Below are 21451 nucleotides of genomic sequence, written 5' to 3'. Positions count from 1 at the left end.
AGAGTGAAATGGCCAAGAAGGGCAAGGGGCTGGACGGCCGGCATCGCGACACGACCGGTCGGATCGACAAGAAGCACGGCAACACGCGTATCGGATCGTTGCGCAAGACCTATGGCGAGCATTTTGCGCAAGGTCGCCGCAAGGACATGATGCTCAAGACCTTGCTCGCCGAGACCGGCATGGAGTCGCTGCACGCCTACCTGCGCAAGCATCACAAATAGCCGGATGGATGACCGGTCTCTGGGCACATCCGAACCGGGCACCACAGCGGGCGATCGGTCGATCAATAGAGGCGGCACGGACCGGTGGAGGACCGGAGCGTTATCGTGACCGGCTTGCCCTGCGATCGGCTTTGACCCGATCCGAAACCCGCTGAAAGGTCAATTAACCTGACGTTAGGGTTAACAGTCTATTGCTGGCGCGTTCAGCTCGATCAATTCGCCTGATATCGCGGGTTAAAGTGCCATGCGTCGACAGTCCAGCGTTGCCCGGTATCTCGCGTCTGCGGCCGTGGTGGCTATTTTTGCCGTTGGGCTTTGCGGATGCCAGACCACGTCAGACATCACAGGCTCGCTGACGCCGAAGGCTGACAGCGGTGCCGCCGCCGATCCGCGTCGCGTGGCGGAAATTGATGGCGAACGTTACCGCGCCAACCCCAAGGACGCTGACGCCGCCCTGGCCTATGGTCAGGCGCTCCGTGCCACCGGGCAGCACAGCCAGGCCGCCGCCGTGCTCGAACAGGCCACCATCGCCCATCCCGGCAACAAGGCGCTGCTCGCGGCTTACGGCCGGGCGCTTGCCGACAACAGTAATTTCCAGGCCGCCTTCGATGTCCTCGCGCGCGCGCATACGCCCGACAATCCCGATTGGCGAATCCTTTCGGTGCAGGGAACCATGCTCGACCAGCTAGGCCGTCACGACGAAGCGCGGGGCTATTACGTCAGCGCATTGAGGATCGTGCCCGACGAGCCGTCAGTGCTGTCCAATCTCGGCCTCTCCTACATGCTTTCCAGGGATCTGCCCAAAGCTGAACAGACGCTGCGCCAAGCCTATGCCAGCGGCAAGGCCGATTCCAGGGTGCGGCAAAATCTGGCGCTGGTAGTCGGCTTGCAGGGCCGCTTCGCCGAGGCGGAAAGCATCGCGAAGGCGGATCTGCCGCCGGACGAGGCGGCGGCAAACGTCGCTTATCTGAAGCAAATGCTCAACCGCAAGGATAATCCGCGCGGGGCCGCCAAGCCGGTGCCGATGGCGTCGCTCGGCCAGCCCGAATAATCGCTTCGATCACTCGTAACGTGTGACCAGCTCCGACCGGTGCCTGTTCAGCCCCAAGGAAATCAGAACCGAGCCCTCGTTTTCTGATTTTGACGCGTTTTCTTCGTGCCAACCGGCCTCCCCCCGCATCTCGTGCGGGGCGGACCTTTACTCGAACCGCTATGAAGACCGCGCTTGCGGGCGTTACTGCATCGCCATGACCTTGATAGCGGTCGGCCCCAGGATGACAACGAACAGCACCGGCAGGAAGAACAGGATCATCGGCACCGTCAGCTTCGGCGGCAAGCCGGCCGCCTTCTTCTCGGCCTCGTTCATGCGCATGTCGCGATTTTCCTGCGCCATGACGCGCAAGCTCTGGCCGAGCGGCGTTCCGTAACGCTCCGACTGCTGCAAAGCCAGGCAGACCGATTTCACGCCCTCGAGGCCAGTGCGCTTGGCCAGATTTTCGTAAGCGACCTTGCGGTCCTGCAGATAAGAGAGCTCGGCCGTGGTCAGCGTGAACTCCTCCGACAGCGCGACGGACTGCGTCACGATTTCGATACTGACCTTGCGGAATGCGGTTTCGATCGACATGCCCGACTCGATGCAGATCAGCAGCAGGTCAAGCGCATCGGGAAAGGCGCGCTTGATCGAGAGCTGGCGCTTGCTGATCGCGTTCTTGAGGAACATCATCGGCGCCTGCAATCCAAGATAGGCTGTTACGACGCATATGCCGATCTTGACCGGCATCGACTTCTGCATGTGGGAGATCACGAAAACATACAATACCGACGCCACGAAAAGCAGAATGGGCGTGACCAGCCGGAAAAAAAGGAACGTGACATAGGGCGCGTGTCCACGATAGCCGGCCATGATCAGCTTCTCGCGCGCAGCCTCCTGCGCCAGCCATTTTCCGAGATTGAAGTCGTCCACCACCTTGGAGACGAGTTGCTTTGGTGCCTGCCGCAGCGACACTTTCTCGGACTTGGTGAGGCGCTCGCGCTCGCGTTGCCGGATCCGCTCGCGCTCGCTCGCGACTGCCTTCATCCGTCTGGCCAGACCGTCGCCCGCGAACAGCGGCGTAATCAGCGTGTAGGCCGTGGCGCTCGCGGCAAGGGCCGCAAGCAGCATGGTCATGAAGTGCGCGTCATGGATTTTTTCAATCAGAAACTGAATCACGCTGCACCATCAAAAATCGAAGTTGATCATTTTCTTCATCACGAAGATGCCGATGGACATCCAGACCACGCAACCGACCAGCATCAACTGGCCGGTCGGATGCGTCCACAGCACCGAGATGTATCCCGGCGTCGAGAGGTAGACGAGCAGCATGACGGTGGGCGGCAACGAGCCGATGATGCCCGCGGACGCCTTGGCTTCCATCGACATGGCCTGAATTTTCTCGGCCATTTTCTTGCGATCGCGGAGCACCTTGGACAAATTACCCAACGCCTCGGACAAATTGCCTCCGGATTTCTGCTGGATCGCGATGACGATTCCGAAGAAATTCGCTTCCGGCACCGGCATCCGTTCGTACAGTCGTGCACAGGCCTCGCCGAGCGGCATGCCAATGGCCTGTGTCTCGATGATCGCCAGAAATTCACTCCTCAGCGGGTCGGGCGAATCGGCCGCGACGACCTTGATCGATTCAAACAATGGCAGCCCGGCCTTGATGCCGCGAACGATCACGTCGACGGCGTCCGGCAGCGCCTTGAGGAAATTCTTTTCCCGGCGTTTCTTCAGGTAGCTCAGCGCCCAGCGCGGCAGACCGAATCCGCCGGCAAAAGCCAGGCCGATCGCAGCGAGCAGTCCACCGCCGAACAGCAGCGCAAGCACGAAAAAGACGGCGGCAAGAATGCCGGAAATCACCAGGAATTTCTGCGTCGTCCAGTCGAGGCCGGCCTGGGTCAGGCGGACGCCCAGCGGCACCCTCTTGTCTTTTTTCCGCCGCGCCTCAAGTTCCTTCAGCGACCCTTCGACCTGTTCACGGCGCGTGCGTTGATTTTTGTCGGTCTGGCGCGAGGCCGCCGGCTCGGATCGCGCGATCGACGCGCGGCGATTCTCGGCCTTCCTCTCACCCGACAGGATGGGATAGAGAAAAACCCATGCCAGGCCACCGAGGGCAGTAGCGGCGAGAAAGGCCAGCGCGAGCGTTTGCATTTTCATGGCGGGCTCCCGGCGACTTCGGCTGCGTCGAGCGCCGCGGCAAGCCGCTTCTCCTCGCCGTAATAGCGCGCACGATCCCAGAAGCGAGGCCGTCCAATGCCGGTTGAGCGGTGCCGTCCGACGATGTTGCCGTTGGCGTCCTCGCCCATCAGGTCGTAGATGAACAGGTCCTGGGTGATAATCGTATCGCCTTCCATGCCCATCACCTCGGTGACGTGCGTGATGCGGCGGGAACCGTCGCGCAGGCGCGCGGCCTGAATGATGACGTCGATCGAGGCGCAGATCATCTCGCGAATGGTGCGCGATGGCAGCGAAAATCCACCCATGGTGATCATGGACTCGCAGCGCGACAGGGCTTCGCGGGGATTGTTGGCGTGCAGCGTTCCCATCGATCCGTCGTGACCGGTGTTCATGGCCTGCAGGAGGTCGAACGCCTCCGGTCCGCGGACTTCGCCGACGATGATGCGTTCAGGTCGCATGCGCAGGCAGTTTCGGACCAGTTCGCGCATAGTGACCTGGCCTTCGCCCTCGATATTCGGCGGACGGGTTTCAAGGCGCACCACATGCGGTTGCTGCAGCTGAAGTTCGGCGGCGTCCTCGCAGGTGATGATGCGCTCGTCGTGGTCGATATAGTTGGTGAGACAGTTCAGCAGTGTGGTCTTGCCGGAACCGGTACCGCCCGAGATCAGGACATTGGCGCGGCAACGCCCGATGATTTGCAGGATATCGGCGCCTTCCGGCGTGATCGCGCCGAATTTGACCAGCTGGTCGAGGGTGAGCTTGTCTTTTTTGAATTTGCGGATGGTGAGCGCCGGGCCGTCGATCGCCAGAGGCGGGACGATGGCGTTGACGCGTGAGCCGTCGGCGAGGCGCGCGTCGCAGATCGGCGAGGATTCGTCGACGCGGCGGCCGACCTGGCTGACGATGCGCTGGCAGATATTCAACAATTGCTGATTGTCGCGGAAGCGGATTCCGGTGCGCTGAATTTTTCCGGCGACTTCGATGAATACCGTGCCGGCGCCATTGACCATGATGTCGGCGATATCGTCGCGCGACAACAGCGGCTCCAATGGGCCGTATCCGAGCACGTCGTTGCAGATGTCATCGAGCAGTTCCTCCTGCTCGGCGATCGACATCACGATATTCTTGATCGCGATGATCTCGTTGACGATATCGCGGATTTCCTCGCGCGCCGACTCGCCATCGAGCTTGGCGAGCTGGGCAAGATCGATGGCCTCGATCAGCGCGCCGAAGATGGTCGCCTTGACCTGGTAGTAAGTATCCGACCGCCGCGCTTCCATTGCGGGGGCGGGTGCAACCGGCTTGGCCGGCGCAAGCGGTGGCGAAGAAACCGCGGGCGGCTTTGCTTCGCGCGAGACGGCGGCGACAGCCGCAGCCGCGTTGGAAGACGGTTCCAACGTGCCAGCGGCGGGTTTCATCGCCCGCAAATCGTTTTCTATTCCGCTACGCTTACCAAACACGACGATACTCCATGCGGACGGCTTACTTTGCCCGCAACTTCTCCAGGAACGGCGACAGGAACGAGTTACGCGGCTTCTTGGTCTCGCCGCGGCCGGTTAGCCGCTGCGCGATCTGCAGAAACAATTCGGTGGCGCGGTGACTGGCGGAGATTTCCGCGATCATCTGGCCATTGTTCGCCGCCGAACCGAACATTTGCGGATCGAACGGGATAGAAACGATCGGCGGCGTCTCAATGGCCTTGGCAAATTCGCTGGCATTGATTTCCGGGCGCTTCGGCACGCCGACCTGGTTGAGACAATACAGCGGCATCCGGTCATTGGGCCGAGACGCCTTCAACAGGTCGAAGATATTCTTGGTGTTACGCAGGTTGGCGAGGTCGGGCGCCGCGACGATCAGAATATCGTCCGCTCCGACCAGCGCGCGTTTCGCCCATCCCGACCATTGATGCGGGACGTCGAGCACGATGCAGGGCATCGTCGAGCGTAAGGTGTCGAAGATCGAATCGAAGGCGTCGGCGCCGAAATCGTAAACCCGATCGAGCGTTGCCGGCGCTGCCAGCAGGCTGAGATGGTCGGTGCATTTCGACAGCAGGCGGTCGACAAACGCCGTGTCGATGCGGTCGGGAGAGAACACCGCATCTGCAATACCCTGCGGCGGATCCTGGTTGTAATCCAGGCCGGCGGTGCCGAATGCCAGGTCGAGATCGGCGACGACGGAATCAAGCGCAAGGTCGCGTGCGATCGCCCAGGCCACGTTGTGGGCAATGGTGGATGCACCGACACCGCCCTTGGCTCCCACGACCGCAATGATACGACCGACCGCTTTTGCTTCAGGCGCCGAGAACAGGCCGCAGACCGAACGCACCACGTCGAGCGCGTTGATCGGCGCAATCACGTAATCGCTGACGCCGCGGCGCACCAGTTCTCGATAGAGCGCGACATCGTTGAGACGGCCTATCACAATGACGCGGGTCCCGGAATCGCACACGCTGGCGAGTTGGTCGAGGCCTGTCAGAATGTCGTTGCGGCCTTCGGTTTCCAGGATGATCACGTTTGGCGTCGGCGCCGTACGATAGGCCTCGATGGCGGCTGCCATGCCGCCCATCTGAATCTTCAAATGAGCCTTGCCGAGGCGGCGGTCTTCGCCCGCCGATTGCACGGCTGCAGCGGTTTCCACGGTCTCGCAAAAGGCCTGCACCGACACGCGCGGCGACGGGGCGATGTGATCGTCCGCGAGCGGCGGCGTGACGTCCGGCTGTTCGTCGGAATTTTGTCGGGCGTAGCTGATCATTTGCCTGTGTCGCTGAGTTTGGCCTTGTCGGCTTCCGGATAGGTGGTCGCTGTCGAATTGCCTTTGCGATACTTCTCGAAGGCCTCCGAGCGCCGTGCGGCGTAGGCGGGGGTTTCAGACCGCGGTTGCGCGAGGTCTGACGGATTGTCGATCATCGCGGCCACGTTGCGCTGAGCGGCGCAGCCGAAATTATAATAGTCCTTGTTCTCAAGATAACTCTTGTCCTTGACCGAGGGACCGAGATCCTCAGGCCACAAACCACAAGGCCCGGCGACAGCCGAGATCTTCGGATAGGTCAGCCGGATCGTTGCCATCAGGCGCGGGTCGTTCGGGTGATAATGGCGGACGACAATCCCGCGCGGCGGCACGCCGCCCGCCGTCAGCAGCGACTGAACTTCGCGAAACGCGTCCGCGGCCGCCGCGGCATTGGGCGTGTCGACCGGCACATCGGCGTTGATCGGGCCGGTCGCTTCCTGGCGCCAGGTTTGCGCCAAGCCCATGACATCGGCCCGATCGGATGCGGCGAGGCCGCCGCGCGCATGACCGACGAAGATCACCAGCGAACGGTCCGCTTCCTGGACCGTGATCGGATGGCGCAGACGATAATCGTCCGGGATGCTCGCCGTCGTCACTTCGTCGCTGGTATGGGTGCAGGCGCCCAGCGCAACGGCAAGACCGACAAGCGCTCCCGCCACGCGGAAGACGCGATTGCGATCGACGGGTGTTTTGATTGTCATCGTCATCGTCTTTGTCCCGCCTCAGTCCGTAATAAAGCCGTAGGTGCCGCGATAATTCTGTGTCGGCTCGGTGCGACCCGGAACGCCATAGATGCGATTGATGCTGCCCAGGAGATCGGCTTGCGGATCAGCAGCCGCGGCGAACCCGTCATCCGGGCGCGACAGATCCTTCGGTGCGACGGCCCGAACGATATAGGGCGTCACCAGCACCATCAGTTCGGTCTGATTGTTGACGAAGTCGCGGCTGCGGAACAACGACCCAAGCACCGGCAACGTCGACAGCCCGGGCAGTCCGTTGATCGCCAGCTTTTGCTGTTGCTGAATCAGGCCGGCCATCGCCATCGCGCCGCCCGACGGAATCTCCAGCGTCGTTTCCGCACGGCGAGTCTTGATCGAAGGCACCGAAATTCCGCTGATGTTGATCGAATTGTCGGTGGAGACTTCGGATACTTCGGTCATCACCCGCAGGCTGATCCGGCCCTCGGTGAGCACGACCGGGGTGAAATTGAGCGAGATACCGAACTTCTTGAACCCGATCGACGGGGCGCATTGCCCGACCGATCCCGCCGCCGTGGTTTGGCAGGTCACGCCGGTGGGAATCGGAAACTCACCGCCCGCGATGAAGGTCGCGGACTCGCCCGAGATCGCGGTCAGGTTCGGCTCGGCCAGGGTACGAACCACGCCTGCGCTTTCCATCGCACGCATGGTCGCGCTGACCGATGGCGTGGAACCGAACGATGTCGTCAGGGCGTTGCCGGAAACCAGCGGGCCACCGTTTGCCGTGAACGGATTCGAATTGTTGAAGGTCACGACCGAGCTGCCGTAACTCAAATTGGCGCTGAGATCGATGCCCATCTGCTTGACGATCGAACGCGCCACTTCAGCGACCGTGACTTTCAACATCACCTGGTCGCGCCCCCTGACCACGATCGAGTTGACGACCTTCTCGGCTGCGCCTGCAAGCCGTGCGGCGAGATCGCCCGCCTGTTGCGCCTCAATCGGCGTGGCCGCCGTACCGGTCAGTATTATGCTGTCGCCAAGGCCGTCGATCTGGATGTCGGAGTTCGGCGCCACCTGCTTCAATGCGGCGCGTATGCCGTTGAGGTCGCGCTTTACCGCGATATCATAGGCAGCGATCTGCTGGCCGGCGGAATCGAAAAACACGATGTTGGTCTGACCGACGGCAGCACCGATGATATAGGCCCGTTGCGCGGAACGAACCACGGCGTTGGCGATCTTGGGGTCCGCGACCAGCACATCCTTGATGTCGCGCGGCAGATCGATAACGATCGATTTGCCGATGCCGAGCGACAGGAAGCGCGCATTCATCTGTCCGTCGGCGGCGACCGGTGCGACTTGCGCCGCGACGCCATAGTCGGCTGCCACAACCGGGGTCAAGGCCGGGTTGAGCGTCAGTGCCGCGACGGCCGAGAATGACAGCGCGCGAACCACAAAGGCCCGCATTAACCGCTGATTTCCCCTGCATTTCATGTCGGTCGTCCTCTTAATCACTTCGTCGTCTGGGTCGGTACGCCATATCGAATGACGTTGATGCCGTTGCTGCGTTTGGGGGCTGGATCGTCGGCGTTACTCGCGACCGCATTGACGTCGGCGATGCTGCGCAGCGCCAGCGACAGCGTGCCGGCCTGACGTGCGGCGGTAAGCGTTGCGGTTTGCTCGGGCTTTAGTTCGAGCGTGACGGTCTTGCCGACCACGGTGTTCTGGCCGTCTTTTTCCTTCGGCGCCTGGTCGATCGCGAGAACGCGAATGTTGGTCAGGATGATTTCCGCCTCGACCACATCGTTCGATGAGGCGTGGTCCGGATTTTTCTCGTGTTTCGAAAGAATGACGTCGACGCGGTCGTTCGGCAGGATAAAGCCGCCGGCGGCGGTCTCCGGCGAGATTTCGGTCGAGACGGCGCGCATCCCCGAAGGCAGGATCGCCGCCATGAAGCCAGATCCATTGCCCTTGACCAGTTTCTGCTCACGGATCGGCTCGCCTGCAATGAACGGCGCGCGCGCGATCGAACCGGCGATCTGCGTTGTGGCGTCGGGGCGATCGTTGCGGCGGATGAAAGTGTTGCTCGCGGTCGCCTGGGGCCAGGTCTGCCACTGCAGGTCTTCGGGCTTGACGGTCTGGCCGAGTGCGATATCGGACTTCGCAATCAGCACATCCACGGTTTGCAGCTGCGCCACCGGTGCGGCCTGCGGAATCGGCTTGTCGGATCCGCTCGCAAGGTACGCGGCAATGCCGCCAGCACCGATAGCGACGGTCAGGACGACAATGCGTGCGGTATTCATACGCTTCACTTTCCACATTACGCCGCGACGCTTCCGTCGCCGTGATGGGAGTTGACCAGTTATTCGTCAAAGCATGGTTAATGAGGCGTATCTAAATCGCCTTAACGCCGGGTTTATCCGGCGAGATCAGGGGACGGCGAAGTGAGCGAGATCGACCACCCTGATCCAATCCGTGTCGGGATAGATCATCAATGCGCCAATGGCGAGCGCGACGCCGTAGGGAATGCCGCTTTCCTTGGCGTGCAGCCTGAGTAACCAGGCCTGACCGGCCAGGGCGTAGGGCAACGGCCATTGTCTGAACTGGAGCAGCAACAGCGTCAGGACGCCGCCAAACAGCGAAGCATAGAGCAGATAGTCCAGCAGATGGCCGAAGCCGAACCATAGCGCTGCGGCAGCCGCGACCTTGGCGTCCCCGCCCCCGATCCAGCCCATGGCAAAGCAGGCAAAAGCGACCGCGAGTACGCTGGCGCCGGCTCCCACATGTGTGGCGATATCGTAGGGTCCCATGCCGCTTAACAAAGCGAGAACCAGGAATCCCGCCGCAAGGGCCAGCGACACCCGGTTGGAAATCGTCATGGTGAAAAGATCGCTTGCGGCGGCGAATGCCATCAGGGCCGGAAACAGCAGAAGCCGAGCGATGTCGAGGATCATGGGATTACACAGCCCGTGCTGCTGGCGCGAGGTCGGAGCATCGCCCGATTTTAATTGTCAGATATGAACAATCGGGAAACGCATCGAGGATCACCAGATACTCACGATCCGCATCGCGAGCACGAGAATCGCCAAGGCCAGCGCCAGGCAGACCAGTTCCACGGGCGCTTCACTGCGGTTGCCCGCTGAGGGTACTGTTCTGGCCGCGGCCGAGGCGGCATCGGGTTTACGCATATGTACGCCGTCGCATTTGCGGTGGAAACAAAAGGCTCCGGGATCGGAGGCCTTCGACAATCGGCCTTGAACGCCGATTATTTCGACGAGTTGTTCACCCTAAGGTCGGCGAATTTCAGCGTCGTTAATTCGATGGCGAAAACGCGGCTGGAATCGGTTGCTCTCGAGCAGAGTAAATTTCGGATTAAGGCCTTTGCTACAAGGCGAAACAGGCTGTGATCACGTCATCATGAGCATTGTGAACAACGTTCGCCGCGTCTTCTTCATGGCTCCTTAAACATGGACGCGTAACCGTTGATATCTCTGGTCAGATGAGGCGGTGATGTCGAACGTGGTGTTGGAAATCGTCGGGATGCTTGGTGAGACGATCGCCAAAGTGGTTCCCCTTACCATCGTGGTGGCTGTGGTGTTTTCGGTGCTCAGCCACTTCTGGGCGTGCAATCCCGGAACGCCATGGTGGCGCAAGCGCGAGTTGGTGACCGACGTCTGTTACTGGTTCTTCGTGCCGTTATTTGGTCGCGTGTTGCGGATCGGGCTATTGGTGGTCGGCGCCAGCTTCGTCTTCAATATTCGTGATGCCGATCAGCTGATTGCCTTTTACGACAATGGCCACGGCCCGCTCGCGACGTTGCCGTTGTGGCTGCAGGCGCTGCTGTTCCTGGCTTTGTCGGATTTCATGCTCTATTGGCTGCACCGCCTGTTTCACGGCGGCGGCTTCTGGAAATATCACGCGATCCATCATTCGTCCGAAGAGCTGGACTGGATTTCGGCGGCGCGTTTCCATCCGGTGAACCTGTTCCTTGGAACCATCGGGGTGGATGTCATCCTGCTGATGGCCGGCATCTCGCCGAACATCATGCTTTGGGTGGGACCTTTCAACCTGTTCCATTCCGCGTTCGTCCACGCCAACCTCAACTGGACGCTTGGACCGTTTAGATACGTGCTGGCGACGCCGGTCTTCCACCGCTGGCACCATACGGCGCTGGAAGAGGGCGGTAACACCAATTTTGCCGGGACTTTTCCGCTGTGGGACATCCTGTTCGGCACGTTCCGGATGCCTGAGGGCGAGCTGCCGCAGGCGTACGGCAAGGAAGATGCCATCCCATCCGAAATCGTCGGGCAAATCGCCTATCCGTTCCGGCAATGGATCAGCGAAGGGCGAACGTAATTTCAGCTCCGTTTGCAGTTCGTTCACCAATTGAAGTCAGGTTAGCCAGGTCGGGCGCCGGTTCCGCTGCATATCGCCTCAGCCGGCTAGTCAACGTCCCGGAGTAGAGTATGTCGTTCAAGTGCCTGCGTACGCGCACACGCGCCTTTTCCGGACTCCGCTCGCTGGCGGCGGCAGTTCTGCTGTTGCCGGCCGTTGCCTTTGCCGAGCCGCATCCTGACGCCATCGCGGTCAATGTCGATCAGGCGAAGCTCGTCAAACTCCCCGCCCGTGTTTCAACCATCGTGGTCGGAAATCCTTTGATCGCCGACGTCACGCTGCAGAGCGGCGGGATCGTCGTTGTCACCGGCAAGGGCTACGGGGCGACCAATTTCATCGCCATGGACCGCGGCGGCGAGGTACTGGTAGACCGCGTCATCCAGGTCGAGGGCCCCACCGACCAGCTCGTGACGGTCTATCGCGGTGTCGACCGGGAGTCCTATAGCTGCATGCCGATTTGCCAGCGCCGGGTCACGCTCGGCGATGGCGATAGCTATTTCAAGCAGACGATGGACCAGGCCGGTACGCTCTCCACCCAAGCCGGCGGCGCAAGCAAATCCACCAATTAGAACCGGTTCGGTTCCGACCGGGTCGGAACCAGGCTGTCGTTTTTGTTTAACGCGTTTCTCCACGCGAACCGGACTCCAGCCCGTAGCCGGTGCGGAGCAGGATTTCGCCCGACAACGCGTTGAGCCAAGTCAATCCGCGACGGCGCCACCGGGAGCGGCTTCGAGCCGAAACGCAGCCGCAAACAGCGCGCGCGTGTAATCGCTCTTCGGGTTTTGGAACAGCTCCGCAGCCGCCCCCTCCTCCACTACCTTGCCGTGCCGCATCACGATCAGGTGGCTGGCGAGCGAGGCGACGACGCGCAGGTCATGCGAGATGAACATGTAGGTCAGGTCGCGCTTGCGCTGCAATTCGCGCAGCAGATCGACCATCTGTGCCTGGAACAGCATATCAAGCGCACTGGTCGGCTCATCCAGCACGACGAAATTCGGCTCCAGCACCACCGCGCGGGCGATGCTGATGCGCTGGCGCTGGCCGCCAGAGAATTCATGCGGATAGCGAAACCGCGTCGCCGGATCGAGGCCGACATCCCTGAGCGCCTTGATCACCCGCGTTTCGCGTTCGGATTCCGAAAGCCCGCGCTGATGCACGGTCAGACCTTCGGCAACGATATCACCGACCGACATGCGCGGGCTCAACGCGCCGAACGGATCCTGAAACACGATCTGCATGTCACGGCGGAACGGCAGCATCGCCTTGAAACGCAGGCCCTGGATGTCCTTGCCCAGGAACACGATCGGCCCGTCTGATGAAATCAGACGCAGCAACGCGAGCCCCAGCGTGGTCTTGCCGGAGCCGGATTCGCCGACAACGCCGAGCGTTTCGCCTTTGCGCACCGAGAGGCTGACGCCATCGACCGCCTTGATATGTCCGACCGTACGGCGGAGCACACCGCGCTTGATCGGAAACCAGACCTTCAGATCATCGGTCGACATCACGACCGGTGACTCAGGACGGGGCGGCGCCGGATCGGGCTTCGGCTCGGCCGCAAGCAAGGCGCGGGTGTACGGATGTTTAGGCGCGGTGAAGACCTGTTCGACCGGCCCCTGCTCGACGATCTTGCCGTTGTTCATGACGCAGACCACATCGGCGATGCGGCGCACGATGCCGAGATCGTGGGTGATGAACAGCAGACTCATGCCGAGCCGCGCGCGAATTTCGGCGAGCAGGGTCAGGATCTGCGCCTGTACGGTAACGTCGAGCGCCGTGGTCGGCTCATCGGCGATCAGGAGATCAGGCTCGTTGGCGAGCGCCATCGCGATCATCACCCGCTGGCGCTGGCCGCCGGACAATTGATGCGGATAGCTCGCGAGCCGCGTTTCCGGATCGGGAATGCCGACCTGCGTGAGCAGCTCGAGCGTTCGCGCGCGCGCCATGGCGCCGCGGACTCCGCTGTGAAGCTGCAGGATCTCTCCAATCTGGGACTCGATCGTATGCAGCGGATTAAGCGACGTCATCGGCTCCTGGAAGATGATCGAGATGTCGTTGCCGCGGATGCCGCGAATCTCGCGTTCCGACAAATTGAGCAGTTCGCGTCCCTTGAACTGAATACTGCCTGACGGATGCGAAGCGGTCGGATACGGCAATAGCTTCAGGATCGACAACGCGCTGACGGATTTTCCGGAACCGGATTCGCCGACCAGCGCCACGCACTCGCCGCGCTTGATGTCGTACGAAATGCCGTCGACCGCAACCGAAGTGCCGCTCGGCTGATGAAACGCCACCGACAAATCACGGACATGGAGCAGCGGCTGGTTGATGGCGTCCATGCGACCTGCCTATCGGAATGTCTTGCGCGGATCGAAGGCGTCGCGCGCGGCTTCGCCGATGAAGATCAGTAGCGACAGCATGATGGCGACCGCGAAAAAGCCGGTGAAGCCGAGCCACGGCGCCTGAACATTGGCCTTCGCCTGCGACAGCAACTCACCAAGCGATGGCGAGCCCGGCGGCAATCCCATGCCGAGAAAGTCGAGCGCGGTCAGCGTCATCACCGATGAGGAGACGATGAATGGCAGGAACGTCATGGTCGCGACCATGGCATTCGGCAACAGATGCCTGAACATGATCACGCCATTGGATACGCCGAGCGCACGCGCCGCCTGGATATATTCGAAATTGCGGCCGCGCAGGAATTCCGCCCGCACCAGACCAACCAGCGATACCCATGAGAACAGCAAGAGGATGCCGAGCAGTACGAAGAAGCCGGGCACCAGCACCGACGACAGGATCAAAAGCAGATACAGCGAAGGAATCGCGGTCCACACCTCGATCACGCGCTGGAACGTCAAATCGATCCAGCCGCCGAAAAAGCCCTGGATGCCGCCGGCGGCGACGCCGATGATCGACGAGATGATGGTGAGCGTCAGGCCGAACAGCACCGAGAGGCGAAAGCCGTAGATCAGGCGCGCGACCACATCGCGGCCCTGGTCATCGGTGCCGAGCCAGTTGTATTCGAGGTCGCGGCAGCTCTTCAGGCCCTTGCGCTGCACCACTTCCTTGCACTGCGCCTCTGTCAGCATCCAGGTCGGCGGCGATGGCGCCGGCGTCGGCAGGTCGAGGTTGTGCGTATCGTAGGAATAGCGGATCAGCGGCCAGAGGATGGTGCCGCCCTTGTCCGCGATCAGCTTCTGCAAATACGGATCGCGATAGTCTGCCGCGGTCTGAAAATCGCCGCCGAACGCGGTTTCGGGATAGCTGACGAAGGCCGGCCAATACAGATGCCCGTCATATTTGATCAGGAACGGCCGATCATTGGCGATCAGCTCGGCGAACAGCGAAATGAAGAACAGGATCAGGAAAATCCAGAACGACCAGTAACCCCGACGGTTCGATTTGAAGTTCTGCCAGCGGCGGCGGTTGAGCGGCGACGGGCTGAAACGATGGCGCGTCATCGGCACGGCTTCGCCGAGCGGCGATTGCGTCGTGGTTTCGATCGGGGGCGGCGCGATCACGGTCATCAGACTTCCCGCGCCTCGAAATCGATCCGCGGATCGATCCACATATACGCCAGATCGGAGATCAAATTGACCACAAGGCCGACGAGCGAAAAGATGAACAGCGTTCCGAACACCACCGGATAGTCGCGGTTCAGCACGCTTTCGAAACCGAGCAGGCCCAGGCCATCGAGCGAGAAAATGGTTTCGATCAGGAGCGAGCCGGAGAAGAAGGCGTGAATGAAGGCGCCCGGAAAACCGGCGATCACGATCAGCATGGCATTGCGGAAGACGTGATTGTAGAGCACCTGACGCTCGCTGCAGCCCTTGGCGCGCGCGGTCATCACATATTGTTTGCGGATCTCATCCAGGAACGAATTCTTGGTCAGCAGCGTCATGGTGGCGAAGGCGCCGAGCGCCATCGAGATCAGCGGCAGCGTGATGTGCCAGAAATAATCCAGGATTTTCCAGTACCAGGGGAAGTGCGACCAACCATCCGAGGTGAGACCGCGCAATGGAAAAATATTGAAGAACGAACCGCCGGCGAACAGGATGATCAACAGAATTGCGAACAGAAATCCCGGTATCGCGAATCCGATGATGACCACTGCGGAGGTCCAGGTATCGAACTTCGAGCCGTCCTGCACCGCCTTGCGAATGCCGAGCGGAATCGAGATCAGATAGGTCAGGAGCGTCATCCAGATTCCGAGCGATATCGAAACCGGCAGCTTCTCCTTGATCAGTTGCAGCACGCTGATATCGCGGAAATAGCTCTTGCCGAAGTCGAAGCGCGAGAAATTCCACACCATCAGCGCGAAACGCTCCGGCGCCGGCTTGTCGAAGCCGAACTGTTTTTCCAGGCTCTTGACGAATTCAGGATCGAGCCCTTGCGCGCCGCGGTACTTCGATCCGACGGCATCGCCGGATATATTGACCTGGCCGCGCGCGCCGAAATCGCCACCGCCGCCCGAAATCCTGGAGGTGCCGCCGGTATCCGCGCCGCTGAGCTGCGCGATCACACGCTCCACCGGACCGCCGGGCGCGAACTGCACCACGACAAACGAGACGAACAGGATGCCCAACAGCGTCGGGAACATCAGAAGAATCCGGCGGGCGATATAAGCGCTCATGAGCTATTTCGCCTGCTCGACCTTGGCGACCTTGGTCGGATCGGACCACCAGTTTTCCGGCGCGCCGACGCCCTGCGCGTAACGCGGCGGTTTTTCCGTATGAGAGAAAACATCCCAATAGGCGATCGGGTGTGTGGCGCGATACCATTGCGGCACCCAATAGCGTCCGGCACGAAACACCCGGTCGAAGGCACGACACACGATCGTCAGATCGGCGCGGTTGTCGGCGGCGAGAATTTTTTCGATCAGCGCGTCAATCACGGGATCGGAGATCCCGGCAAGGTTATAAGAGCCCTTGGTCGCGGCGGCCTGCGATGAGAAGAATGGCCGCACAGCGTCCCCTGGCGTCGCCAGCGCCGGCAGCCGCTCGACGGTGATGTCAAAGTCGAAATCCTCTACCCGAGCCCGGTATTGCACGGGATCGACAATCCGCAACGTGGCGTCGATCCCCAGCGTGCCGAGATTCTTGATGAAGGGCCCATGGTGCGGCTGAAACGTGGGATCGTCGCTTAAAAACTCGATCTTGAACGCCTCTCCATTTGGCAATAGTCGCTTGCCGTCCTTGATGACGAACCCGGCGTCCTGCAACAATTGCGACGCCTTGCGCAGCAGCGTCCTGTCCTGGCCCGATCCGTCAGACACCGGCGGCACGAACGGCATCCCGAACACCTCGTCCGGTACCTTGCCGCGAAACGGCTCGAGCAGCTTGAGCTCTTCCGGCGACGGCGGTCCCTCCGCCACCATGTCCGAATTCTGGAACGGGGAAACAGTGCGCTTGTAGGCGCCGTACATGATGCTTTTGTTGGTCCATTCGAAATCGAACGCCTGGATCAGCGCTTCGCGTACCCGCGGATCCCTGAACTGCTCACGGCGGGTATTCATGAACCAGCCCTGGCCACCTGACGGCGTATCGTCGGGCAATGTTTCGAGCTTCACCCGGCCATCCTTGACCGCCGGAAAATCATAGCGCGTCGCCCATACCCGCGCGGTGAACTCCTCACGGAACAGATAGTTCTTCGCGGTGAAGCCTTCGAAGGCAACATCGCGATCCCGGTAGAACTCGTACCGCACGATATCGAAATTGTAGCTTCCGCGGTTGACTGGAAGGTCGGCAGCCCACCAGTCCTTTACCCGTTCGAACTCGATGTAGCGATTGACCTCGAACTTGCCGACCTTGTACGGCCCCGATCCCAGCGGCGTATCGAGCGTCGATTCGTCGAACGGCCGCGTCGCGTAATAGGCTTGTGAGAATATCGGCAGGCTGACAACGAAAAGCGGTACGTCGCGCGCGCGCTTTTCGGCGAAGGTAACAACCAGCGTGGCGTCATCGACCGCTTCGGCCTTCATCATGTCGCGCATCTGCGTCAGAATGAGGGGATGACCCTTTGCCTTCAGCGTGGTCAGCGAGAAGGCGGCGTCATGCGCCGTCAGTTTTGAGCCGTCGTGAAACCTCGCCTCCGGACGCAAGGTGAAGCGATAGCTGGTCTTGTCAGCCGATATCTGTACCGACTTGGCAACGAGACCGTACATCGCATCCGGCTCGTCGTTCGCGCGCGCCATCAGCGTCGCAAAGGTCATGTCCATGCCCTGCGCGCCTTCACCCTTCAGGATGTAGGCGTTAAGCGAATTGAACGTAAGGAACGACTGGTTGAAAGCGCGCTGCGAGGGAATGAATGAGAACACTCCCCCTTTCGGCGCCGCGATGTTGACATAGTCGAAATGCTTGAAGTCGGCGGGATATTTCAGGTCGCCGAACACCGATATCCCGTGAACTTCCGCATTGCCGTCGGTCGCGGCCGTCGCAGGCCGAAACCGCATGGCACCCAGTGCGCCGACGCCAAGCCCGAGCACATGCCGGCGCGAGAGCGACATTATCCGTGCGGGATTGCTCACGCTTTGCCGACCTTGGCAGCTTTTTCAGCGTCCCACCACCACACCGTCGGGAAACCGGAGATAGCGTATTTCGGCAGCGGCTCGGCGTGGCTGAAGCGATCCCAGCGCGCGAAATTCCAGGAGTCTGTGCCGTACTGCGGCACGACATAGAAATTCCACAGCAACACCCGATCGAGCGCCTTGCAGGCGGCGACCAGTTCGGTGCGATTTTTTGCGAAGATGATGCGATCGATCAGGGCATCGACCGCGGGATTCTTGATGCCGGGAGTGTTTTTGCCGCCGGGACTGTCCGCCGACTGCGATCCGAAGAAGTCGCGCTGCTCGTTGCCCGGTGACAGCGACTGCGCCCATACGTCGGTAACGATATCGAAGTCGAAATTGCGCAAACGATTCTCATACTGAGCATCGTCGATGGTCCGGATCGAAACGGTGATGCCGAGACGTTCGAGCGACGGTTTGTAGAACAGCATCAAGCGTTCCATCGGCGGCTCGCTTGTCAAAAACTCGACGCTGACAGGCTTTCCCGACGCATCGACCAGCTTGCCGTCCTTGATCTCGAAGCCGGCTTCCTTCAGAAGCCTGACGCCTTCGCGCAAATTAGCGCGCACGGCTTCCGGGTTGCCGCCGACCGGATTCGTGTAGGGCGTCGTGAAGACCTCGGCCGGAACCTTGTCGCGTACGGTTTCCAGGATTTGCAACTCCTGACCTTCAGGAAGGCCGGAGCTCGCAAGATCGGTGCCTGAGAAGTAGCTGTTGATCCGCTTATACGCGCCGTAGAACAACTGCTTGTTCATCTCCTCGAAATCGAAAGCATAGTTGAAGGCGCGCCGCAGCCGCACGTCCTTGAACAGATCGCGGCGCAGATTGAAGATGAAGCCTTGCATCCGGCCCACGCTGCGCATCGGGAATTGTTCCTTGATGACGCGCTTCTCGGCGACCGCCGGAAAGTCATAGGCCGTCGCCCATTGCTTGGCCGAGTTCTCCAGGATCCAGTCCGCCTGGTCAGCCTTGAAGGCCTCCAGCGCCACGAGATTGTCGCGGAAGAATTCGAATCGCTGCTCATCAAAATTATTGGTGCCGACCTGCACCGGCAGATTGGCGCCCCAGTAATCCTTCACGCGCTCGAGCACGACCGAGCGGCCGGCCGTAAAATCCTTGATCCGATAAGGACCGGAGCCAAGCGGCTTTTCCAGCGTGGTTGCGGAGATGTCGCGCTTCTTGCCGTCGCTGTCGACGCCCTCCCACCAATGCTTGGGCAACACCGTGATTTCGCCGACGATCGTCGGCAATTCGCGGTTTCCCGGGGAGTCGAAGGTGAACGTGACCTCGCCTTCGCCGGTTTTCTCCGCTTTGGCGACGTGACGGTAGTAGGCGGAATACATCGGATTGTATTTCCGCAAGACCTCGAGCGAAAAGAGCACGTCTTCCGGGGTCACCGGTTTGCCGTCCTGCCAGCGCGCCTCCTTGCGCAACCGGTATTTGGCCCACGAGAAATCGTCGGGATAGGCGAACGATTCGGCCAGCAAACCGTAATAGGTCGCGATCTCGTCCTGCGCCCCGCTGGTCAGGGTTTCGTAGATCAGCCCGATCGCCGGCGCGATTTTGCCCTTCACGCCCGACACGGCGATGTTGAAATTATCAAAGGTGCCGATCGAGATCTGGCGCACCATGCCGCCCTTGGGGGCATCCGGATTGACGTAGTCGAAGTGCTTGACGTCGGCCGGATATTTGACGTCCCCGAACAGCGACAACGCGTGACGCCAGGCCGGCTCGCTTGCCGTCGATTGCGCATGCGCCGAGTTGATCGCAGGAAAACCTGCTGCTGCTCCCAGTGCCGGGGCGATCACGGTGGAGGCTGCGCTCTGCAAAAGGTGTCGTCGGGTAATTGCCAAAGGAGAAATCCCTGCTGTTACGGCGCTCTATTGAGGACGCAATATAAGGCAACGGTTCGACAGATTATGTTGCTTTTTCCTAATGATAGGCACCTGGAACCGGGGGTTTCTGCGGCGAAACGTCCCAATAACAAAAGCGCGAGGCGTTTAAACGAAAACGGCCAGGCAATGCCTGGCCGTTCACATGAAAGTCCACTGCGAGGGCGTTACTTCGCCGCCGTCGGGAGCGGGGCCGGATTGTCCGACAGGGTGTTGAGATAGGCGATCACGTCGGCGCGCTCGCTATCCTTCGGGATGCCGGCAAAGCCCATCGCGGTGCCGGGGATGAAGCCCTTGGGATTGGTAATGAACTGGTTGAGGTCATCAATGGTCCAGGTGCCGCCTTTGGCTTTCATGGCGGCAGAGAAATTGAAGCCGCCGCGATCCTCGCCTCTCTTGTCGCCGACGATGCCGTAGAGATTCGGACCGACGCGGTTGGGGCCGCCCTTCTCGAAGGTATGGCAGGCCTGACATTTCTTGGCGGCCGCAGCGCCCTTCTCGGCCGAGGCGGTCTGCAACAGTTTCTCGATCGGCACGGTCGGTGCGGCCGCGGCTTCCGGGCCGCCGGCGGGCGCCGCTTCCTTCACCGCGATTTCGTAACCCGGCTTTTCCGGCATCACGGGCGAGAAAATTGCGCCGGCTGCGAAGCTGGTCGCCAAAACAACAAGGCAGGTGCCCAGAACGGCGCCCAGAATTTTATTGAGTTCGAAGGAGTCCATTTCGGATCAGGCTCCAGGCCTTACAGGTCGACTTTAGGCCGACTGAACGGCCGCGGATGGCACGAGGAATCAGGCTTTCGCACCGCACCCCGCGCAGCGATGAGATATCGGTTTGCCCGCGCTCTGGCAACCCGTATAAACGCGCCAGCTTTCGCCCAATCCCCATCATTTCCGGCCCGTTATTGACCCGCCCTGAGCCCGCTCGGATGACCGAAAACCGCACTTTGGTGCTCATTCCCGCCCGCATGGCGGCCACGCGCCTGCCCGGCAAGCCGCTATTGGACATCGCCGGCCTGCCGATGATCGTCCACGTGCTGCGCAGCGCCGAGGCGGCGCACATTGGCCGCGTCGCGGTCGCCACCGACACGCCGGAAATCGCGGCAGCCGTAAAAGCCCATGGCGGCGAAGCGGTCATGACCCAAGCTGATCACCCCTCCGGGTCGGACCGGATTTACGAGGCGCTTCGTACGCTGGACCCGGATGGCCGCGCCGAAATCGTCGTCAATCTGCAGGGTGACTTTCCGACCATCCACCCCGACAATATCAGCAGCGTGCTGGGCCCCCTCGCCGACCCCGCGGTCGACATCGCGACGCTGGCGGCCGAAATCCATACCGAGGAGGAAAGCACCAATCCGAACGTGGTGAAGGTGGTCGGTTCGACTGTAAGCGGGCGGCGAATGCGCGCGCTCTACTTCACCCGCGCAACCGCGCCTTGGGGCGACGGGCCGCGCTACCACCACATCGGCCTTTATGCCTATCGCCGCGCGGCACTGGAGCGTTTCGTGGCGCTCCCGCCCTCGACACTGGAGCGGCAGGAGAAACTGGAGCAGCTTCGGGCCCTCGAGGCCGGGATGCGGATCGACGTCACCGTGGTCGACACCGTCCCGCGCGGCGTCGACACGCCGGCCGACCTCGAAACCGCCCGGCGCATACTGGCTAAAACCTAGGCTGTTGGTACAA

The 21451-nt window shown here is 61.2% G+C and carries 20 protein-coding genes; 5 read left to right on the top strand and 15 right to left on the bottom strand.

Annotated features, from left to right (window positions below; all coding sequences use genetic code 11):
- The first annotated feature begins 8 nt into the window (after positions 1-8).
- Positions 9-221, top strand: a complete 213-nt coding sequence (locus BLV09_RS28575; protein WP_146689788.1) for a hypothetical protein — start codon at positions 9-11, stop codon at positions 219-221.
- A gap of 244 nt (positions 222-465) precedes the next feature.
- The gene (locus BLV09_RS28570; RefSeq protein ID WP_146689787.1) at positions 466-1272 is read left to right on the top strand and encodes a tetratricopeptide repeat protein; all 807 of its coding nucleotides are present in this window, start codon (positions 466-468) and stop codon (positions 1270-1272) included.
- A gap of 183 nt (positions 1273-1455) precedes the next feature.
- Here the strand turns inward: BLV09_RS28570 and BLV09_RS28565 are convergent, their stop codons facing one another.
- The 9 genes from BLV09_RS28565 to BLV09_RS37495 form a co-directional block, all read right to left on the bottom strand.
- Complete coding sequence (locus BLV09_RS28565; RefSeq protein WP_433994450.1) at positions 1456-2388, bottom strand: type II secretion system F family protein; 933 nt, start codon at positions 2386-2388, stop codon at positions 1456-1458.
- A gap of 51 nt (positions 2389-2439) precedes the next feature.
- Positions 2440-3417 carry a type II secretion system F family protein gene (locus tag BLV09_RS28560; RefSeq protein ID WP_100385546.1) on the bottom strand — a complete coding sequence of 326 codons (978 nt, stop codon included), beginning with the start codon at positions 3415-3417 and terminating at the stop codon, positions 2440-2442.
- The gene (locus BLV09_RS28555) at positions 3414-4898 is read right to left on the bottom strand and encodes a CpaF family protein (protein WP_100385545.1); all 1485 of its coding nucleotides are present in this window, start codon (positions 4896-4898) and stop codon (positions 3414-3416) included. Before BLV09_RS28555 ends, BLV09_RS28560 begins: the two co-directional genes overlap by 4 nt.
- Positions 4899-4920: 22 nt before the next feature.
- Positions 4921-6189, bottom strand: coding sequence for an AAA family ATPase (locus BLV09_RS28550; RefSeq protein WP_100385544.1), 1269 nt, complete (start codon positions 6187-6189; stop codon positions 4921-4923).
- The gene (locus BLV09_RS28545; RefSeq protein ID WP_167558907.1) at positions 6186-6926 is read right to left on the bottom strand and encodes a CpaD family pilus assembly protein; all 741 of its coding nucleotides are present in this window, start codon (positions 6924-6926) and stop codon (positions 6186-6188) included. The genes BLV09_RS28550 and BLV09_RS28545 overlap by 4 nt, the downstream gene beginning before the upstream one ends.
- A 21-nt stretch (positions 6927-6947) precedes the next feature.
- Positions 6948-8417: a type II and III secretion system protein family protein gene (locus BLV09_RS28540; protein WP_100385542.1), complete on the bottom strand. Its 1470-nt coding sequence runs from the start codon at positions 8415-8417 to the stop codon at positions 6948-6950.
- 17 nt (positions 8418-8434) lie between these two features.
- Positions 8435-9226, bottom strand: a complete 792-nt coding sequence (gene cpaB / locus BLV09_RS28535; protein WP_167558906.1) for a Flp pilus assembly protein CpaB — start codon at positions 9224-9226, stop codon at positions 8435-8437.
- A gap of 126 nt (positions 9227-9352) precedes the next feature.
- The gene (locus BLV09_RS28530; RefSeq protein WP_146689783.1) at positions 9353-9877 is read right to left on the bottom strand and encodes an A24 family peptidase; all 525 of its coding nucleotides are present in this window, start codon (positions 9875-9877) and stop codon (positions 9353-9355) included.
- A 90-nt stretch (positions 9878-9967) separates the two neighbouring features.
- Positions 9968-10111, bottom strand: a complete 144-nt coding sequence (locus BLV09_RS37495) for a hypothetical protein (protein ID WP_167558905.1) — start codon at positions 10109-10111, stop codon at positions 9968-9970.
- A 322-nt stretch (positions 10112-10433) separates the two neighbouring features.
- Here BLV09_RS37495 and BLV09_RS28525 point away from each other — a divergent pair, with 322 nt between their 5' ends.
- Together BLV09_RS28525 and BLV09_RS28520 are read left to right on the top strand one after the other, a co-directional pair.
- Positions 10434-11279 carry a sterol desaturase family protein gene (locus BLV09_RS28525; RefSeq protein WP_100385540.1) on the top strand — a complete coding sequence of 282 codons (846 nt, stop codon included), beginning with the start codon at positions 10434-10436 and terminating at the stop codon, positions 11277-11279.
- A gap of 110 nt (positions 11280-11389) precedes the next feature.
- On the top strand, positions 11390-11887 hold the full coding sequence (locus BLV09_RS28520) for a pilus assembly protein N-terminal domain-containing protein (RefSeq protein WP_100385539.1): 498 nt from the start codon (positions 11390-11392) through the stop codon (positions 11885-11887).
- 129 nt (positions 11888-12016) lie between these two features.
- Here the strand turns inward: BLV09_RS28520 and BLV09_RS28515 are convergent, their stop codons facing one another.
- From BLV09_RS28515 to BLV09_RS28490, 6 genes are all read right to left on the bottom strand, one after another.
- Entirely contained in the window at positions 12017-13654 is a 1638-nt protein-coding gene (locus BLV09_RS28515; RefSeq protein ID WP_100385538.1) for an ABC transporter ATP-binding protein, read from the bottom strand.
- Positions 13655-13663: 9 nt separating this feature from the next.
- Complete coding sequence (locus BLV09_RS28510; protein ID WP_100385537.1) at positions 13664-14842, bottom strand: ABC transporter permease; 1179 nt, start codon at positions 14840-14842, stop codon at positions 13664-13666.
- A complete protein-coding gene (locus BLV09_RS28505; protein WP_100385536.1) occupies positions 14842-15948 on the bottom strand; it encodes a microcin C ABC transporter permease YejB in 1107 nt (368 codons plus the stop codon). The genes BLV09_RS28510 and BLV09_RS28505 overlap by 1 nt, the downstream gene beginning before the upstream one ends.
- 3 nt (positions 15949-15951) lie before the next feature.
- A complete protein-coding gene (locus tag BLV09_RS28500) occupies positions 15952-17823 on the bottom strand; it encodes an extracellular solute-binding protein (RefSeq protein ID WP_146691338.1) in 1872 nt (623 codons plus the stop codon).
- Positions 17824-17837: 14 nt separating this feature from the next.
- Positions 17838-19733, bottom strand: coding sequence for an extracellular solute-binding protein (locus BLV09_RS28495; RefSeq protein ID WP_146689782.1), 1896 nt, complete (start codon positions 19731-19733; stop codon positions 17838-17840).
- Positions 19734-19939: 206 nt separating this feature from the next.
- Entirely contained in the window at positions 19940-20491 is a 552-nt protein-coding gene (locus BLV09_RS28490; protein WP_146689781.1) for a c-type cytochrome, read from the bottom strand.
- 206 nt (positions 20492-20697) lie between these two features.
- Here BLV09_RS28490 and BLV09_RS28485 point away from each other — a divergent pair, with 206 nt between their 5' ends.
- Positions 20698-21438 (top strand): 3-deoxy-manno-octulosonate cytidylyltransferase, encoded by a 741-nt coding sequence (locus BLV09_RS28485; RefSeq protein WP_146689780.1) that lies wholly within the window; start codon positions 20698-20700, stop codon positions 21436-21438.
- The last annotated feature ends 13 nt before the right edge of the window (positions 21439-21451 follow it).

The organism is Bradyrhizobium canariense (assembly GCF_900105125.1).
In the GTDB taxonomy this organism is placed as follows: Bacteria; Pseudomonadota; Alphaproteobacteria; order Rhizobiales; family Xanthobacteraceae; genus Bradyrhizobium; species Bradyrhizobium canariense_A.
Note: the sequence above shows the minus strand (reverse complement) of the source record. Positions and strands in the feature narration are given on the sequence as shown.

What these genes read in the sequence shown, in the direction of transcription:
- BLV09_RS28575 (WP_146689788.1), top strand. Translation starts at nt 9, where the DNA reads ATGGCCAAGAAGGGCAAGGGGCTGGACGGCCGGCATCGCGACACGACC.
- BLV09_RS28570 (WP_146689787.1), top strand. Translation starts at nt 466, where the DNA reads ATGCGTCGACAGTCCAGCGTTGCCCGGTATCTCGCGTCTGCGGCCGTG.
- BLV09_RS28565 (WP_433994450.1), bottom strand. Translation starts at nt 2,388, where the DNA reads ATGACCATGCTGCTTGCGGCCCTTGCCGCGAGCGCCACGGCCTACACG.
- BLV09_RS28560 (WP_100385546.1), bottom strand. Translation starts at nt 3,417, where the DNA reads ATGAAAATGCAAACGCTCGCGCTGGCCTTTCTCGCCGCTACTGCCCTC.
- BLV09_RS28550 (WP_100385544.1), bottom strand. Translation starts at nt 6,189, where the DNA reads ATGATCAGCTACGCCCGACAAAATTCCGACGAACAGCCGGACGTCACG.
- BLV09_RS28545 (WP_167558907.1), bottom strand. Translation starts at nt 6,926, where the DNA reads ATGACAATCAAAACACCCGTCGATCGCAATCGCGTCTTCCGCGTGGCG.
- BLV09_RS28540 (WP_100385542.1), bottom strand. Translation starts at nt 8,417, where the DNA reads ATGAAATGCAGGGGAAATCAGCGGTTAATGCGGGCCTTTGTGGTTCGC.
- cpaB (WP_167558906.1), bottom strand. Translation starts at nt 9,226, where the DNA reads ATGAATACCGCACGCATTGTCGTCCTGACCGTCGCTATCGGTGCTGGC.
- BLV09_RS28530 (WP_146689783.1), bottom strand. Translation starts at nt 9,877, where the DNA reads ATGATCCTCGACATCGCTCGGCTTCTGCTGTTTCCGGCCCTGATGGCA.
- BLV09_RS37495 (WP_167558905.1), bottom strand. Translation starts at nt 10,111, where the DNA reads ATGCGTAAACCCGATGCCGCCTCGGCCGCGGCCAGAACAGTACCCTCA.
- BLV09_RS28525 (WP_100385540.1), top strand. Translation starts at nt 10,434, where the DNA reads ATGTCGAACGTGGTGTTGGAAATCGTCGGGATGCTTGGTGAGACGATC.
- BLV09_RS28520 (WP_100385539.1), top strand. Translation starts at nt 11,390, where the DNA reads ATGTCGTTCAAGTGCCTGCGTACGCGCACACGCGCCTTTTCCGGACTC.
- BLV09_RS28515 (WP_100385538.1), bottom strand. Translation starts at nt 13,654, where the DNA reads ATGGACGCCATCAACCAGCCGCTGCTCCATGTCCGTGATTTGTCGGTG.
- BLV09_RS28510 (WP_100385537.1), bottom strand. Translation starts at nt 14,842, where the DNA reads ATGACCGTGATCGCGCCGCCCCCGATCGAAACCACGACGCAATCGCCG.
- BLV09_RS28505 (WP_100385536.1), bottom strand. Translation starts at nt 15,948, where the DNA reads ATGAGCGCTTATATCGCCCGCCGGATTCTTCTGATGTTCCCGACGCTG.
- BLV09_RS28490 (WP_146689781.1), bottom strand. Translation starts at nt 20,491, where the DNA reads ATGGACTCCTTCGAACTCAATAAAATTCTGGGCGCCGTTCTGGGCACC.
- BLV09_RS28485 (WP_146689780.1), top strand. Translation starts at nt 20,698, where the DNA reads ATGACCGAAAACCGCACTTTGGTGCTCATTCCCGCCCGCATGGCGGCC.